This is a genomic window from Verrucosispora sp. FIM060022, from assembly GCF_003977705.1.
Lineage (GTDB): Bacteria > Actinomycetota > Actinomycetes > Mycobacteriales > Micromonosporaceae > Micromonospora > Micromonospora gifhornensis.
The window spans coordinates 1-17,198 of the sequence record NZ_RQIV01000018.1; the positions used below are offsets into that span (position 1 = coordinate 1).

Sequence of the window (17,198 nt, forward strand, 5' to 3'; positions counted from 1 at the left end):
TCTCCAACCGCTACGAACGAGCCTCGCTGATCGTCACCAGCAACAAACCCTTCGGCAGGTGGGGCGAAGTGTTCGGCGACGACGTCGTCGCCGCGGCCATGATCGACCGCCTCGTCCACCACGCCGAGGTCATTCCGATGAAGGGCGACAGCTACCGGCTCAAAGACCGCGACCTCGGCCGCGTCCCCGCAGCCACCAAGACCAACGACTGAACATCAACAACCAGCGAGGGGGTCAAAATTCGACCGGAACAGAGGGGTCAAAGTTCAGCCGGCGTTGACAGACGCCCGCTGAGGTTATCCCACGTGGCGCAGTCGGTCCGTGCCGGATTGTGACTGACATGGAAAACATATACGGGCTGAGTTCAGCCGTTGGACCGTTCGATGGGGACACCGACTATCTGGCCCATGCTCATGATCACCACGCCCGCTCCGGCGGTCCGGCTCCGATCATTGCTCCGACCGTCTTCGGCGGGCCGGGCGAGTGTCGCAACCGTCAGATAGGTTCTCTCCCGCGCACGAAAGGGAGGCGACTGTGGCGGTGGATGCTGGTCTGCCCAGGGCATGGCTGATGCTTGCTGTCGGTGCGGATCGACAGCACGGCGGGAACGACGGCTACGACGACGACCCGGACGCCCACTACAGCTGGGACGGCACCGTTCCGAACGCCCGGACCGTGGCCGTTGGTGACCGGATCGTCCTGTGGGACAGGGAGGCAGTCATCGGCGCCTCCCTGATCGAGGAGATCGAGACCGGCCACGCTGAGAAGATCCTTTACCGGTGTCCCCGCTGCAACAGGGCGGACATCAAGAGGCGTAAGCGTCAATCACCGCAGTTCAGGTGCTTCCCGTGCTCGGACACCTTTGACGTTGCCACCACCCGCGTGGAACGTGTCGAGACTTTCAGGTCGCGCCACGACGCCAACTGGCTCGACCTCGGCCGCTGCCTGGACGGAAGGACTCTGCGCAGCCTCTGTGTCTCCCCGAAATCCCAGCTGAGCATGCGTCCGCTCGTGTGGGACGCTTTTGTCAAGGCACTGCGCAGTGCCGGCAGGGGAAGGGGTGCAACTTTCCTCGAGGACGCAACCCGGTGGGTCCAGTCACGTCCGGAAGGCCATCGACCGGCGAGAGTGCGCGTCCGTGTGGGTCAGCGTGGGTTCAGGCAACGCCTACTTGCGTCCTTCGGACCGGTATGCGCTTTCACCGGTCCCGGCCCCGTTGCGGCGCTGGAAGCGGCGCACCTGTACAGCTACGCAGCAGTCGGCCAGCATCACGACGATGGCGGGCTGCTCCTGAGACGGGATATTCACCGGCTCTTCGATCAGGGGGACATTGCCGTAGACCCGGGCACCCTCACGATCAGCCTGCGGGATGAACTGGCCAGATACCCGGCCTACACGCCTCTGCAGGGCCGGCCGCTCGCGATCAGGTTGGATCGCGGACAGATCGGCTGGATAGAGAAACACTGGCGGCAGCACCGGTCCGACTTCTCCTGAACAACCGCCGCCCGCACAACTTGGATCGAGGTAGACGTTGCCGGTGTACGTATCTCGGTTGCGTCCACGGGAGTGGTGTACGACTTGCCCGTGATGGGCGTGTTGCGTAGATGAGAGACGGCCATCGCGTCGATCCTTCAAGACGACCAAGTCAGAGAAGGAAGAAGGAACGCGATGGCCGCTTCAGAGAGCGTGAACCCTGTTGACCTGCTGCGCGAGCAGATCGAGGGCGCGTCGCCGGATGTGTTGCAGGCGATGATCAAAACGTTCGCGCAGGCGGTGATGTCCGCCGAGGCTGACGCGATCTGCGGCGCTGGCTACGGGCAGCGCAGCGACGAGCGGGTCAACTCGCGCAACGGCTACCGGGCTCGGGAGTGGGACACCCGGGCGGGGACGATTGACCTGGCAATTCCCAAGCTTCGTCAGGGCAGCTACTTCCCCGACTGGCTGCTCACCCACCGGCGGCGGGCCGAGCAGGACTTGGTCTCGGTCGTGGCCACGAGCTATCTGCTCGGGGTGTCGACGCGGCGGGTGGAGAAGCTGGTTGAGCAGCTCGGGATCCGGCAGTTGTCGAAGTCGCAGGTCTCGGAGATGGCCGCCCACCTCGACGCCCAGGTCGAGGCGTTCCGCAACCGGCCGCTGGACGCGCCCACTACACGTTCGTGTGGATGGACGCGTTGACGATGAAGGTCCGCGAGGCCGGACGCACCGTCAATGTCCACGCCCTGATTGCGGTCGGGGTCAACGCCGACGGTCAACGGGAAGTCCTCGGCGTCGACGTCGCCTCGGACGAGGACGGCGCCGGCTGGCTGGCGTTCCTGCGATCGCTGACCGCCCGCGGACTGTCCGGCGTCCAGCTCGTCATCTCCGACGCCCACCGCGGTCTCGTCGCGGCGATCGGCGCGGCGTTGCCCGGCGCTACCTGGCAGCGGTGCCGCACCCATTACCTGCGCAACCTGCTGACCAAGGTGCCGAAGTCCGCGCAGCCGTGGATCGCCACCCTGGTCCGCACGATCTTCGACCAGCCTGATACCGACGCCGTCCACGCGCAGTTCCGGCGGGTCGTCGCCACGATTGAGGCGAAGTTCCCGGCCGCCGCTGAGCATCTCGACGCCGCCCGCGACGACCTGCTGGCCTTCACCGGCTTCCCGCGCGAGATCTGGCGTCAGATCTGGTCGAACAACCCGCAGGAACGCCTGAACAAGGAGATCCGCCGGCGCACCGATGTCGTCGGGATCTTCCCGAATCGGGCGGCGATCATCCGCCTCGTCGGCGCCGTCCTGGCCGAACAGACCGACGAATGGACCGAAGGACGCCGCTACATGGGCCTGGAACTCCTCGCCAAAGCCCGCCTGATCACCGTCGACACCAGCCAACACGACACCGACCAGACCGACGCGGCATCGATCGCCGCATAACATCAGACCGGATCACACGATGGCCGTCTCTTACACCACCAGCGCGGACGTGACCCGTATCTCCTCACCGGGGCCGTTCGAGATGCAGACAGGCCACGACCACCAGCACTCAGAGGACGTCTGATTCACGTATTTTGCGTGTGTTGTGGTTTAGTCGTCTCGCCAGGTTGGGGTGGTTTCGGTGGTGAGGCGTTTGGCGAGGTTGTCGATCATGGCGATGGTGATCATGCTGGCGGAGTTGTCGGGTCGGGTTTCGTAGTCGCGGACGAGTCGGCGGTGGTGCATGAGCCAGCCGATCGTGCGTTCGACGACCCATCGGCGTTTGACCACGCTGAAGCCCTTGGCCTGCGGGTCTTTGGTGACGATCTCGACGTCGACGCCGAGTGCGGCGCCGTGTTCGACGACGCGGTTCTTGAATCCGGCGTCGACCCAGGTCTTGGTCAGGGTCGGGTAGGCGGTGGTGGCCCGGTCGAGTAGGTCCGTGCCGATGGCGTTGTCGCTGGCGCTGGCGGCGGTGACGATGACGGCGAGGAGCAGGCCGAGGGTGTCGGTGATGATGCCGCGTTTACGGCCGACGATCTTCTTTCCGGCGTCGGTGCCCTGTGTGGACAGTGGAACGTTGGTGGAGGTCTTCACGCTCTGGCTGTCCATGATGGAGGCCGTGGGTTGGATGGTGCGGCCGTGGTGGTCGCGGACGAGGCCGTGAGCTGGTAGTTCAGTTCGGTGAAGATGCCTTCCTTGCTCCAAGCGGCGAAGTAGCCGTAGACCGTCGCGTGGGGCGGGAAGTCGTGGGGCAGGTAGCGCCAGGCGATGCCGGTGCGGTTGACGTACAGGATGGCGTTGAAGATCTCGCGCAGGTCGTGGGTGGGGGCGCGTCCGCTGACGCCGGCGTCGGTGCGGGCCTGCCGCCAGGCGGTCAGGCGGGGTGCGATCAGGGCCCATCGGGCGTCGGACAGGTCGGACGGATAGGGTCGCCGTGCGGTCATGACTCAGGCGTACGGCGCGAGGACGCGGGCGTGACGGACTTCATGTCCGTCGATGTCGGGGTAAAAGTGAATCAGACACGATCGCGGGGCGGAATGCTCTGATTCCGGTCAGGGCTCAATCGACCGGGATGCGCCCTTTCCCGGTCAGGTCGGGCACCTTCCGCCATCGAGGCCCGAGACGCAAATCGGCCGCTACTCGCGCGAAGATGAAGCAAACGTCCAGTCAGGGCGTGTATTGCGACAGGTCCAGCAGATGCTTCGGTAAGGCGTCCACGAGCGCCGGCTCACCCACTCCCGAATACATGAAGGTGAGGTGACGCCGCGCCCGTGTGACGAGCACGTACAGGTTCATCCGCATGCTGTCGCTGGCGACGTCGCCGGGGACGGTCTGGAGTTCTGGGACCACCACCGAGTCGAATTCGAGACCCTTCACGCTCTGCCAGGTGATCAGCTTGATCCCAGGGCCGCTGAAGGCGGGATCGGAAAGAGTTCCGGTACGGCGTCCGCTGACGTAACCCTGCAACGGATTGACGGTGCGTTGGTTCAACTGATGGTGGTAGTAGAACAGGTCCCTGCTGCGGTGGGACACCACGCCGATGGTCTCGTTCGGGTGCTGCTTCTCCTGTAGGAGGAGCTGGTCAGCCACGTCGGCCTTGTGCGGCACCCTGATCAGGCGAGGTGCAGGACCGTCCGGCAGCAGGTCCGTGGTCCTGCTGCCGGGGCAGAAGTGTTCAGCGAGGTCGCGGATCTGCCGACTGTTGCGCACAGTGCGTGGAAGGGCCACAGGCGGCTTGGTTCCTGCCGCGGCGACGATCTCTCGGAGGGTGCTCTGACGGAGCCCGATGCGTTGGTTCTCGTCGGCGAACACGGTCACCGACGAGGACAGGGCTCCGAGGGCGAGGTAGAAGTCAGCCGGCATGTCCTGGCCCTCGTCGACGACGAGGTACGGCCGTTGTTCCATGACCGGCGGATCGCTGACGATCTTGGTCAGGCAGGCCATCCAGTCGATGTCGTACCGGTCGAGCTTCGGCGGGCTCCGGCGGTAGTGCTTCTGCCAGAAGGCGTGGAGCCATTTGTGGTAGGTGGTCGCGACATCAGCCGCTCCGATCTGCACCACTGCGGCGCGCGTGTAGGCAGACAGCACCTTGCTGTACATGAGCATGACGGTCGGTCTGCCTGATCGGTGCAGGGCCGCTGCCCGGTAGATCGCCGTGATGGTCTTGCCGGCCCCGGGACTACCGGTGACGAGGTGTGACTCCTCGAACGGCAGAGCGAGAACCTCCCGTTGAGCGGGACTAAGGTCCAGCAACGGCGGCAGTAGCAGAGTCACGTCGTGGCCGCCTGCACGGCGAGGAGCTCGGCGAGGGGGTCACGCATGAACCCGTATTCGTCGTCGATCACGAGAGTCCGGTCCAGGAGCACGTTGCCCATGGTGCAACTGGTCTCGGGGACGAGCGCGCAGGCGTGGCAGGCCGCCATCGAGAGTCCGGCCGGGCCCTGGGCTTTCGACTCCCGGCACACCGGATCGAGCGAGCACCATCGGGCGGCGGCGAGGGTGGCGGCGAGGGTGGTGACGAGCCGCTCAGCCTGGCCGGATCGGGCGAGCCCACCGAGAGTGCCTTCGGCATCGCCGGCAGCGGTGTAGATCAGCACTCCGGCCATCGATGTGTCGGCATCCGGAGTGCTCGCGTAGATGCGTTCGCGCAACGACGAGGAGGGATAGCCGGCGTCGAACGTCAGTTGCCGCATCAGAAGGTGGGCGATGGTGTGCAGAAGGATGAGTCGCGGTGTGGGTGTGCTCTCGATCCACCTGGCGTGCATGCTGCCGGCGAACCGCTTGTGGAGTGTGGCCGCGTTCCGCACCACCGGGGTCTGCAGTTCCCACCGCTGAAGGTTTTCCTCGTCGAAGACGATGAAGATGCCCTCGCCGTACACCTCTACGGCGGGTAGGGACGCACTGCGTGTTCCGAGGTCCGCCGGAATACGGACATCCATGGTGTGACGGCGGAAGCCCTTCAGAACCCTGACCTCGCGCAGGCGGTCGACGAGAATGATGTCGGAGATGGCCGACTTCATCTGATCGACGACGGGGTCCAACCGGCCGTGCCCCTCCGACGCCGGGAACGGGGTGCGCCGCGTGATGAGGCGGTCGTCCGGGTGGTGTCCGCCCCTGGGGTTGGTCAACGCATGCCACTCGCGCTCCGCCAGCTCCTCGGAGGTGCCCGAGCCGGCCTGGGCGCCGGTGACGCCGAGCCGGTCGTTCAGGATGGCGATGACCTGTTGCTCCTTGACGTTCTCCTGCTCGGCGATCATGCGGATCAGGTGTTCACGGATGCCGCTCTCGGGTTCCTTGTGGAGTAGAAGGAAGTACTGGTTCTGTTCGACCCGCGCAGCCGTGCCGCCCCAGGTGACCCAGTCGGAATCGGGCGGAAGGTCGATCGCGGATCCGGTATCCGGGAAGTAAACGCTCGATGCACCCCGCTGCAGGACCACGGGTGTCTGATCGCAGGTCACCGCCTCGGTATCACGCTGCCAGGGCTGCCGCCCGCGGCACTGGATGTTGATGCGTCCGAGGGCGCCGGGCGACGTGAGGTCCGCGAGGTTCCTGTCGGCCCGGCAGGTCCGGCACCGGACCCGGAGTGACTCCAGTCCGCCGCCCACGGTCGTCAGGTGATCGAACTGCAGCTCGGCGCGCCCGCACTGGCGTTGCTCGCGTCCCCGGCCGCCCCCGGAGTGGGCCCACCGCACCCAGGGGACGTCGTCGAGATGGCCGTTGCCGCACACCGCCACAAACCTCATAGGTACCAGCTGGGGATTACGATTGCAGTGCTGGCAGCGGGGTATTCTCCCCGGCTGCTCCCGGCGGACGCTCCACTGCGTCATCGTGCGGCACGTGCCGCAGAACAGCCACTGCGGGAAGCGGTAGTAGGGTAGCCTACCGTCACGCGGCGCCGGGGGAAGGCGTAGCTCCTCGACGCCGAAGTGTGCCGCGATGCGTGGTGCGGCCAGAGTCATCCGCCGCCCCTTCCAACGGGTTACGTCCTCCGCGACGAAGGATTCACCCAGCATGTCCACGATGGCGCCGACGCCGAACGGCGAGAGAGCCTGCATACGCCGCAACCGACGGTCCGTCACTGCCCCTCCCCCCGCACCAGCACCCGGGCGTCCGTGTCGACGTTGCGCATGGAGTCGAGTGTCGGCCATCCCGGCCCGGGCTTGTCGAACTGCCTCAGCAGCTGGATACGTTCACGCCCGCCGTCGGTATATCGGAGCCCTCCCAGCGGATGTGCCCGGTCGACGAGGCCGGCCCAGTGTTCCTCTAGCTGTTCCACGTGTCGGGCGACGTCGGCAGCCTCGTCCGGATCCGCCGCCCGCGCGCGCGTGATGAACTCCTCCACCAGGGCCCGCCACGCGGGATCCTCAGGGTCGAAGTCAGCAGCCGCGCGGTCGTCACGCCAGATGTGCACGTGACGGGCCAGGATCACAAGTCCCGCATGCAACGCGCGGGTGCGGGCCGGCACCGAGAACGGTGTCACGGAGGTGGGTTCGACAACCCGGTAGAGCGAGGTGTGGTACGGGATGAACGACTCGTAGTGTGAGCGGTCACGGGGTTTTGACGGCGAGTAGAGGGTGACCACAAGGCCGGGGTGGCGACGCCCGACCCGGCTCGTGGCCTGGATGTACTCGGCGGTCGTCTTCGGCTGGCCGACGACCAGCATGAGGCCCAGTCGCGGGACGTCGACACCGACGGAGATCATGTTCGTACTGGGCACGAACGACACCGCACCTGGCTGTCCGCGCTCCACGAATAGCCGCTGAAGGTGACGCGGGATGTCCGCCGGGGGAATGTTGCTGGTCAGTTCCATGATCTCGGCATCGTCGAGGTCACGTCGGTCGTCCTCGGCAGGTGCGATGACGCCGAGCCGCGCCGGGATGTCGTCGTGTGCCAGGGTGACCGTCTTACCGAGTTCGCGGAGGCTGTTGTGATAGGCGACAAGGGTCCAGTAGGCGTCCGCGGACTGCGGTCCGAGCGGTAGTTCGATGGGAGCGTTGAGCATCGCCGCCGAGAGGTGGACCATCGCGGTCAGAGGTGTGTGCCCCTGGGGCATGACCCCCGCGTAGAGCCGGCCGGGTCGGCCGTGGTCCGATCGGACGAAGTACGAGTCCTCCGCGTCGAGGCCGGAGGGTGGAAACAGGGCGATGGGGCGTCCGAAGACGCCGCGCGACTGGGCATCGGCACGACGGATGGTGGCAGTGGACGCGACGATCTTGGGGCGGGTGCCGTGACGGGTCATCGCCACGTCGAAGGCAGCCTCGTAGAGCCCGACGATGGTGCCGAGCGGCCCCGAGATGAGGTGGAACTCGTCCTGGATGATCAGCGCCGGACCGGGATCGGCGCCGGCGCCGATGAACACGCCCGCCCGCGGTTCGCGGGTGAACCGGGCGAACTTGTCCACGGTGGCGACGAGCAGCGTCGGCGGATCCGCGTAGAGCGCGTCATCGACGGACGAGACCGGCAGCGATCTGTGGAAGTCACAGTCGACGTTGGGGCAGTTGATCCGGAAGCTGTTGTTGTCGGCGTGCACTCCCCATGCGTCCTCCGGGGCGTCGCCGGACGGAAGGATCTGTGTGCCGCACCAGGGACAGCGTTCGACCTGGAAGCTCTTGGTCGTCGGCTCGCGGTTCCTCACCGTCTGCAGCAGGTCGGCCGCGTCGGCGAAACTGTTCGGACTGTTGTTACCGCCGACCCAGATCCCGATCGAGACCGCCCGGCTCCCCAGTTCCTCGACGCGCTCCTGCCGGATCAGCTCACAGGCACAGATCAGGGTGGCCGCCCGCTGGAACTGCTGCGCCGTCAGTAGTCGCAGTGTGTAGCGGGTGACGACAGTGGTCCCGGCGCCGGCGTCCCCGAGCGTCAGGCGCCGGTGGAAGACGGTGAAGGCGACCAGGCCGAGATACGCCTCGGTCTTGCCGCCACCGGTGGGAAACCAGATCAGGTCGACGAGTTCGCGATCATCATGCTCCGTGTCGACGATGGAGGGCAGGGACAGGAGCACGAAGGCCAGCTGGAACGGTCGCCAACGGCGCTGCGGGTCGTCGTACTCGGGCGCGGCGGGGAGACGGTCGTTCCAGGCGCGGCCCGTGCCGGCGAATTCAGGCCCGCCCCGGATCATCTGCATCAGCATGGCCCTGTTCGCAAGGACGAAGGCACGCCGGGCGGTGGGATCCCGCTGGAGCAGCTCCACACCCTCACGCATCCGGGCCCGGGCGCGATCGACGCGTTCGAGGAGCCGGTCAGCCGCCGCAACGAGGGGCTGCGCGAGCTTGTCCCGGCGTGTGTGGTTGCTCCGGGCCCAGACGTCGTAGTCGTCCACGAAGTTGTACAGCCTGCTGATGATTCCTTCCGTGTCCCGCTCGAGCCCGGTGAGGAGATTCAGACTCAGTACCTCCTGGTCACCCGGCAGTTCGAACGCGACATCGGGGACGACGTGGCTGGGCACGAAGGTCGTCTGCACCGACGTGGCGAGGTCTCCTTCCGCCTGCCAACTGGCGGCGGCGCCGTGGCCCAGGGCGAACACAGGAACCTTGCGGTAGAGGAGCGCGAGTTCCTCTTCCTCAGGGTCCGAATGGAGTCGCAGTGTCGACGGATACGGGGTTATGGCGCCCTCGACCGGGCTGCACCCTAGCGTCACCTGCAGCAGACAGTCAGCGGGGTCGAGTTTCCCCTGCTCCGACAGCTTCCGTTCATTGACGAGCGATACCGTGACCAGTACGCCGTCGCCGAACTCCCGCCAGACGACCACAACGGAGGCGTCCCCGTCGAACAGGTGGTGCTCGGTCCGCCGTCCCCTTGACGGCGGCTCGACGTACAGGGCGGCGCTGCCGGTTGCAGCCATCGGCTGACGTCGCCACGTCTGCCGGTCCTCGCGCAGGTAGCGGGCGGCTGTCACCTCGATCCGGAGGGTCGACCTCCTGGAGATGACGAAGCTCAGTCCTACCGAGCTCGGCATCAGTTGCCCGGCCAGCGCCACGGGATCCTCGTCGCTCTCGGCCTCGTCGTTCGATCCGGCGGCTGGATTGTCGTCCACGATGTCGTCATCGTGCGTGTCGAGGGGTACTTCACCGGGAAAGAGAATGCCGGCCAGGTAACGGCGGTCCGGTCGCTCGGCGAGAACCTCGTCCTCGCCGTACCAGGGACCGACAAGCTGCCGGCGGAGGTAGTCCAGGACCGAAGCCCGGTCCTCCGAGCCACTCTGAACGAGCGTCGATGTCACCGGTCGTCCTCCTGCCCCTGCTCCTGCCCACCGGCAGCCATCCAGAGTCCCACTCTCGCGCGTGTCATTCCTACGTAGAGGTTGCTGATCCGACGGGGATCGACCGGGCCGATGTCGGCCAGGAGGATGAACCGGCTCTCCAGTCCCTTGAAGTCCTCGACCCTGGCGAAGGCGATCCGGCCCCGTGCAGGTTTCCGCAGCGTGTGCAGGTCCAGCACGTCGATGCGGTGTCGCCAGCGGGCCGGCAGGTCGGCGAACAGGGAATCCGCCAGGGGCAGCGGTGACAACAGAATGATGTCCGTGTTCGGGATCCCGTTGTCGTGGAGCCGTTCGAGCTCTGCGGCGGCTGCCGCGGCCCGACGGGAGCGGGACGGTTCCTCGACCACCACCACCGCGGGTCCTTCCCCCGCCGATGAGACACCGGTGTCCGCTCCGGTCATCTGCTGGGTCGACGTGACGATCTGCCGCGTGTTGCGGCAGTTGTCCTGCAGCCGCACCTGCGTGGGCCGTAGGGATCTGAGATATTCCAGTGCCTCGTCGTCGCAGGAGCCGACGAGACCACGCTGGTTGTTGCTGTCGAGCAGCATGTACCAACTGCCGTCGGCGAGGCCGCCGGCAAGCCTGCTGTCCAGGTACGACAGGTCGGCGAAGTTGATCAGGTCCTGTGCCTCGTCGACGACGACGGTATCGAAGGTCCCCTCGCTGCCGCCCGCGAGGTTGGCGAAGGGCACGACATGGACGTCCTGCATTCCGGGTTGGTGTCGCACGAACCCGGCGACCACCTGGCTGCGGCAGGTGAACAGGGTCCGTTTGCCGCTCGCGGCCGATCTACGGGACATCTCGGCTGCGAGCATCGTCTTACCCGTGCCCGCGCCGCCCTCGACCAGTAGCCGCGGGTTGTCTCCCACGTAGTCGAGCGTGCGGTACTGGCTGGCGGTCAGGGCGACGAGGTCGGCCTCTGCGTCGGTGACGATCTGGCGCAGCGTGGGAACGGCGTCGAAGTCCGGCCGCAGGGCCTGCAGTACCTCCCGCAGGAGAGGTTCCTCGAGCACGGCCCGACGTCCTCCGGGCTTGGCCCGCCAGTAGTCCGCCATCCGGCCCAGGCTGCGTTGCAGGCCGTCGGTGCGGTCGAGCTGCCGACGGTCGATCAGGGTCTCCTCGTCCCACTCGACCGAGGGCTGCTCAGGTAGTCGGCAGTCCGGGCAGACGACGGCGAAACCGATGGGAATGTCACGCATCGTCTCGCGGCCGAGGCGGTCCTCGAGACGGCGCTGCAGGGTGAACATGGCGCCTGTCGCCTGCGCGAAAGGGCTCTCCCTCCGCCGTCGCTCCGTGCCGGTGCGGTCGCGGTAGGTCCAGACACCGTTGGCGCAGCCGACGTACCCGCCCTTGACCTCGATGACGTACACACCGCGTCGTCCCGCCACCACGAAGTCGATCTCGCTGACGCGCTTCCATCCGTGCTCGGGAAGATTGAGGCTGTGCAGGGCGAAGCTCCATCCAGCATCCACAAGTTTGAGACGTCTGTAGATCTCGGCCTCGGCGGCACTCTTCATCGACGGGGAGATCGGCTCAGGAACCATCCGCACCCGCAGGATTGTGCACGATGAGGGAGCCTCCCGCCGAACCTCTCTGTTGTCCGTGGGGGCCACAATGGCCGGTGTGACTTGTTCAGCCGATCAGGAGGTTGTCGACACGTGCGTACAACTGATATTGGCGCACGTACGGGACAGGTCGGTCGGGGACTGGGAGGTCGACAGCGTTCTCGAGCTGGTCGGCGACCCACGTGCGACGGTGCGGCAGCAGGTCCTTGAAAGGCTGGTCAAGCTCGGTGTCGCCGTCGTCCCACCGGGTGGCGACGAGCTCGATGGCCGTGGGCCGGCTCGACTGGTCGAATCGTCGCACAAGGAACGCTTCCTTTCCGACGCCCGGAGGCTCCTACGTAGGGACAGGACGTCGTCCCGGCCATGGAACCGCCTGCTCACGGCCTCCGAGGAGGTCGGCCTGGCGCTGCTGCTCCGTGGGGAACAGTACCGGCCGGACGAGGAGGTTCCGCACGGCTACCGCGCAGGTCTCGAGCTCCCGGACGAACGGGCGCGGGCATTCGACGCCATGGTGCTGCACAACCGGCGGCTCGTTGCTTCGGTCGCCGGCAGCCTTGTCGGACAGGGGGTGGAGAGCGAGGACCTGGACCAGCACGGCGTTGTCGGCCTGATGCGGGCGGTCGAAAGGTTCGATCCCACCCGCGGTCTGAAGTTCTCCACCTATGCGGTCTGGTGGATCCGCCAGGCCGTGACGAGAGCAGTCGCCAACGAGAGCCGCTTGATCCGCCTGCCGGTCTACAAGTCCGATCAGGTACGTCGGGTGGTTGCGAGCCGGAACCGGCTCTTGACGCATTCCGGCAGGGCGACGGTGTCGGAAATCTGTCACGAGCTCGGCCTGGAACCGGGCACGGTAATCGAATGCCTCAGGCTGCATGCCGGAGTGGTGTCGCTGGATCTGCTGATCGGGGACGGCAATGCGTCGCTGGCCGAATTCGTGACCCCGGACCGCGACACACTGCGACCCGACGTGGTTGCACAGCGTCAGGAGACACTTACTCTTCTCCGGGCCTCGCTGGCGGACCTCCCCGGACGCTCGGCGGCAATCCTGGCCTGGCGGGCCGGTGTCGGAACCGGCGTCCCCATGACCCTCGACGAGATCGGACGCCGACTCGGAATCACCCGCGAGCGTGTCCGCCAGTTGGAGCAGAAGGCACTGCCACAGCTCCGTGAGCGGATGAGGGCGCGCCTGGGTGGCGCAGCGCCGGACGCCGACGATCTGATGAACTGATGTCCGTTCTGCCACATATCCGAGGCGGGAGACAGCGCCCCGGCACCTCGCCGTTGGTTCGACACCATCTCGTCGGTCGATCCCCCGGGGCCCGGCGCCCCACCGCCGTCCGCCGCAGGCATTCACTCGGGGCGGAACGGGACGGGCAGTAAGCCCGGACCCGGACCATCCGAACGCGGCGGTACCACCGTGAAGGCCCTCCGGCCCGGGAACCACCGGCGGCGGGCGTGCCGCGTTGGGGTAGGTTGTCGGCAATGACGGGACGTCCCACCGCTCTCAACGCCGCCGTGTCGGCGCAGATGAGCCGGATGCCGCGGTCGCGGACGAAGCCTGAGATGTCGGTACGACGTGAGCTGCACCGACGGGGGCTACGGTTCAGGGCGAACCATCCCGGTCTGCCCGGCCGACCGGACATCGCCTTCACACGGGCACGTCTGGCCGTGTTCGTCGACGGATGCTTCTGGCACCTGTGCCCCGAGCATGCGGTGCTGCCGAAGAACAACGCCACGTGGTGGCGGGAGAAACTGGAACGTAACGTGCTGCGTGACCGCGAGAAGGACGAGGCCCTGACAGCACTCGGCTGGACAGTGCTGCACTTCTGGGAGCACGAGGATCCCGTGGCCGTTGCGGATGTCGTCGAGCAGCTCTGGCGGGAACGGTGCCGATCCGGGAGCACAGCGTGGGCGGTCGGGTGAGGCAGGGTGGGTGTGGCATCCTGGTCCTCACGGACGACGTGAGCGGAGGTGCCGATGCCGGGTAGAGCGTGGTACGACGTGGCGCCCTCGGCCGCGCGACTGACCGGGTCGCTGCGGGACATCGGGTACGAGTTCCCGACCGCTGTGGCGGACATCGTCGACAACAGCGTCGCTGCCGGGGCCACCCGCATCGACGTCACGGTCGAGTTCGACGGGGAGGACTCCCGTGTCGTTATCGCCGACGACGGCCACGGGATGTCAGCCGGCCAGCTCACGGAGGCTCTCCGGTTCGGCACCAGACGTTCGTACCGTCGCGGCGAGCTGGGGCGGTACGGCCTCGGCCTCAAGACCGCGTCGCTCTCCCAGTGCCGGACACTCACCGTGATCAGTCGCAGCAGCCGAACGGTTGCGCGGACGAGCGCACGGCAGTTGGACCTCGACCTTGTCGAGGAATGGGACCAGTGGGTCGTCGTGGACCCGTCCCCGCAGGATCCGGTGGTCGGCAGAGCCCGGCAATGGCTGGCCGAGGGAACCGGCACCGTGGTCGTCTGGCAGGCGCTCGATCGCGTACTGCCCGAGAAGCGCCCGGCGGGCGGCTGGGCCCGACGGCGTCTGGAATCCCTGGCAGCGCGCACGTCGGACCACCTGAGCATGGTCTTCCACCGCTTCCTGGAGGGGTCCGACGGACTCGCCCCGATCGTGATCTCGGTCAATGGACAAAAACTGCGCCCGTGGAACCCGTTCGCTCTGCAGGAGCCGCACACCTCCGAGCTGCCTCGGCAGCAGTTCGAGATCGAGATGGCGGGCACAGCGGGACTGGTTCAACTCCGACGCTTCGTTCTACCGCCGCGTGACTGCTTCACCTCAGCCGCAGAATTCGAACGGCATTCCGGCCCTCTGAACTGGAACCGGCAGCAGGGCCTGTACGTGTACCGGGCCAACCGACTGGTGCAGTGGGGCGGGTGGGGAGGGATCCGCGGTATCGACGAGCACACCAAATTGGCCAGGGCGGCGCTGGATTTTGACAACGACCTCGACAGCGCATTCAACATCAACGTCGCCAAGATGCGCGTCAGCCTGCCGGCCCAGTTGCGCCACATCCTGGAGGCGCCGGTCAACGAACTGTGCGTCCTCGCAAACGATGCCTACCGCAGAACCTCGCGGCGACAGGGACGACCGTTCCCGACGGATGTGGATGTATCACCTGAGGTGCGTGCAGCCACCCAGGCGGCCACGACCGCCGGCCTCGCTCTGCGGATGGCCGCCATGCAGGCGGATCAGTGGGGAGCATGGCAGCGCATCGAGGAGACCCTCCGCACCCAGTCGCCGGAGGTGGCCCAGCTCCTCGGGCTGGACCGCTGACCCGGACCGGAAGTCAGAACAGCTGAGGTCGGTCGATCCGCGCACCGGCGCACTTCTTCACCAACGGGCATTCCTGGCACAGCGGCTCGACCGGCCGGCACAATGTGTTCGCGAGTTCGATCAGGCCCAGATGCGCGGCGCGCGCATCGCTGTCGATCCCGATCATGCGGGCGACTTCCAGCCGGCCGTCCGTCAGACGGTTGCGTCGGTCGACGGGATGGCCACTGAAGCGGGCTGCCACCCGCAACACACCCTTCGTGACGAGTACCGGCTCCTCCGATTCGTCCTCAGCGCCCGCGGGAACGACCAGCACGGCCAGGTCAGCGATGGACTCGTTGAGACCGGGAACCCGCCGCAGTTCATCGTCGTCCCGCAGTGCCCGGGGATCATCGGCGAGTCGCTGGGCGAGCTCCACCACCGTCCCGGCCCGGTTCGCCCTTGAGATGAATCCGCCGGTGCGACGGAGATTCTCCTCCGCCGCCACCGTGTCCTGTGGCTGGCGCCATGTCCGTAGCAGGGTCCACACCTGGCGCATCACGTCCGGGTGGGCACGGTCGAGCAGTATCTCCGCCTGGATGACCTGCCACCGTGTCTCCGCACGCAGCCATGGAATGCCGCTCACCTGACCGGAGGCGAACCAAGTTGCGAGCGTCGAGGCGACCTCCCGCGTCGACACGTGTGCCGGCCGGGGGTTGTCGAGCGCACCGCGCACGGCCCGGGACAGGTGCTCACCGAGCAGCGGGGGTACAGCGTTGCCGATCTGCTTGAACGCGGCCGACGGCGGGCCGGCGAAGCGGAACCAGTCGGGGAAGGTCTGCAGACGGGCTGCCTCACGAACGGTGATGGTGCGGTTCTGCCGCGGGTGGATGTACCAGTAGCCGTCCTTCGCGATGTGCGCCGTGATGGTCCGTGACAGTTCGTTCTCGCCAAGGCGCTTGTACTTGTCGTCGAAGATGTCGTCGCGGTACCGCTTTACCTCGTCCGGTAGATCGGAATACCGGGTCGACGGATCCATCATCTCGAACGCACGCAGGTCGTCCTCACGTACCGGGCGGGTGATGTGGTCGAAGACCTTGTGCGTATCCGGTTCAGCCACACCCTCCCGCATGCGCTTCTGGAAAGTTGTCAAGGGCACGTCGTAGGGGGCCCAACCCTCGGCACCCCCTTCCGGACGCCAGCCCCCCTCCACCTCCGGTAGGTCGCCGATCGCGTTCCACACGGTGACCCGCTCCGGCTGCTCCCCTGGCCAGTCGAACGCCAGACCGTCCCGCAGGCCGACCAGAATGAGCCGTTGACGGAACTGCGGAACGCCGTACCGGAAGGTGTCGACCGCCTTCTCCTCCACCGCGTAACCGAGCGATTCCAGCTCGTGCACCATCGTCCGGAGGATGAACATCTCCTTGTCGAGAGCCATGTCCGTCACGTTCTCCATCAGCACCGCCGGGGGACGGGCAAGCCGGATGACCTCGAGGAACGATCGCCACAGATCGCGCCGTTCGTCATAGGGATCACGCAGACCGTGGCGCACCTTGTGGCGGATCATCGACCGGCCGGCTTTGGAGAACGGCTGACAGGGAGGCCCGCCGGCCAGCAACTCGACGCCTGCATGCCGGACGAGCTCGGCGACCTCCCGGATGCGCGCGGGGTCACCCAGGTCCCAGTCCACGCTCAGACCACCGTGGTGGTGGCGGTGGGTCTCGACCGCCTCCGGGTAGTGGTCCACCGCGAGGACCACGCGGTAGCCGGCGTTCTGCATACCGAGACTCAGACCACCCGCTCCGCTGAACAGGTCGACCGCCAACCGGTGCCCTCCCCTACGGGACGCCTGTGCGTACCGCAGGAGCTGGTCGCTGTCGGTGACGGCGTCGGGGTGGGGCGCCAGCTGCACGAACGGCCCACGTACCAGTCTGACCTTGTACTTACCGCGACGGGCGGTGGGATCGGGTGCGTTGGGCTCGGCGGCGCGGTCGGTCACGTGCACGAACGTTACCGGTGACGGCGCCCGCAGCCCAGCACGCCCCGGCGCGGACGCCGGCGCCGGGATGCGGCTCTTTCCCTGGCTCGGACAGCGCGGAACCGACGACCGGTGTGGGATCGGATCGCTTCGGCGCGATCCTGCTGGCCGGCCGGACAACC

Annotated in this window: 10 protein-coding genes and 2 pseudogenes; 6 read left to right on the plus strand and 6 right to left on the minus strand. The window is 66.9% G+C overall.

The window, feature by feature from the left end; genetic code table 11:
• From EG812_RS27870 to EG812_RS27880, 3 genes and pseudogenes are all read left to right on the plus strand, one after another.
• Window positions 1–212, plus strand: a 212-nt coding sequence (locus EG812_RS27870) for an ATP-binding protein (RefSeq protein ID WP_158632563.1), incomplete at its 5' end; no start/stop codon positions are given.
• 322 nt (window positions 213–534) lie between these two features.
• Window positions 535–1,494, plus strand: coding sequence for an HNH endonuclease signature motif containing protein (locus EG812_RS27875; protein ID WP_199743975.1), 960 nt, complete (start codon window positions 535–537; stop codon window positions 1,492–1,494).
• 174 nt (window positions 1,495–1,668) lie between these two features.
• A pseudogene (locus EG812_RS27880) lies at window positions 1,669–2,912 on the plus strand (IS256 family transposase).
• A 150-nt stretch (window positions 2,913–3,062) separates the two neighbouring features.
• On the opposite strand, the pseudogene EG812_RS27885 reads toward EG812_RS27880, so the two are convergent.
• From EG812_RS27885 to EG812_RS27905, 5 genes and pseudogenes are all read right to left on the minus strand, one after another.
• A pseudogene (locus EG812_RS27885) lies at window positions 3,063–3,898 on the minus strand (IS5 family transposase).
• Window positions 3,899–4,121: 223 nt separating this feature from the next.
• Window positions 4,122–5,228, minus strand: coding sequence for an AAA family ATPase (locus EG812_RS27890; RefSeq protein WP_126713346.1), 1,107 nt, complete (start codon window positions 5,226–5,228; stop codon window positions 4,122–4,124).
• Window positions 5,225–7,033, minus strand: coding sequence for an MrfA Zn-binding domain-containing protein (drmB, locus tag EG812_RS27895; protein ID WP_158632564.1), 1,809 nt, complete (start codon window positions 7,031–7,033; stop codon window positions 5,225–5,227). Before drmB ends, EG812_RS27890 begins: the two co-directional genes overlap by 4 nt.
• A complete protein-coding gene (locus EG812_RS27900; RefSeq protein ID WP_126713348.1) occupies window positions 7,030–10,173 on the minus strand; it encodes a helicase-related protein in 3,144 nt (1,047 codons plus the stop codon). The genes drmB and EG812_RS27900 overlap by 4 nt, the downstream gene beginning before the upstream one ends.
• Window positions 10,170–11,756 carry a nuclease-related domain-containing DEAD/DEAH box helicase gene (locus EG812_RS27905; RefSeq protein WP_233579678.1) on the minus strand — a complete coding sequence of 529 codons (1,587 nt, stop codon included), beginning with the start codon at window positions 11,754–11,756 and terminating at the stop codon, window positions 10,170–10,172. The genes EG812_RS27900 and EG812_RS27905 overlap by 4 nt, the downstream gene beginning before the upstream one ends.
• Before the next feature lie 211 nt (window positions 11,757–11,967).
• Here EG812_RS27905 and EG812_RS27910 point away from each other — a divergent pair, with 211 nt between their 5' ends.
• From EG812_RS27910 to EG812_RS27920, 3 genes are all read left to right on the plus strand, one after another.
• Window positions 11,968–13,005 carry a sigma-70 family RNA polymerase sigma factor gene (locus EG812_RS27910; RefSeq protein ID WP_158632565.1) on the plus strand — a complete coding sequence of 346 codons (1,038 nt, stop codon included), beginning with the start codon at window positions 11,968–11,970 and terminating at the stop codon, window positions 13,003–13,005.
• A gap of 254 nt (window positions 13,006–13,259) precedes the next feature.
• Window positions 13,260–13,700: a very short patch repair endonuclease gene (locus tag EG812_RS27915; RefSeq protein ID WP_126713351.1), complete on the plus strand. Its 441-nt coding sequence runs from the start codon at window positions 13,260–13,262 to the stop codon at window positions 13,698–13,700.
• 78 nt (window positions 13,701–13,778) lie between these two features.
• Window positions 13,779–15,062 (plus strand): ATP-binding protein, encoded by a 1,284-nt coding sequence (locus EG812_RS27920; RefSeq protein WP_233579674.1) that lies wholly within the window; start codon window positions 13,779–13,781, stop codon window positions 15,060–15,062.
• A 13-nt stretch (window positions 15,063–15,075) separates the two neighbouring features.
• On the opposite strand, the gene EG812_RS27925 is transcribed toward EG812_RS27920, so the two are convergent.
• Window positions 15,076–17,037, minus strand: coding sequence for a DNA cytosine methyltransferase (locus tag EG812_RS27925; protein WP_126713352.1), 1,962 nt, complete (start codon window positions 17,035–17,037; stop codon window positions 15,076–15,078).
• Window positions 17,038–17,198 lie beyond the last annotated feature (161 nt).

Bases quoted from the DNA above. Each gene is read 5' to 3' on its own strand.
- EG812_RS27905 (WP_233579678.1), bottom strand. From the start codon at position 11,756: ATGGTTCCTGAGCCGATCTCCCCGTCGATGAAGAGTGCCGCCGAGGCC.
- EG812_RS27915 (WP_126713351.1), top strand. From the start codon at position 13,260: ATGACGGGACGTCCCACCGCTCTCAACGCCGCCGTGTCGGCGCAGATG.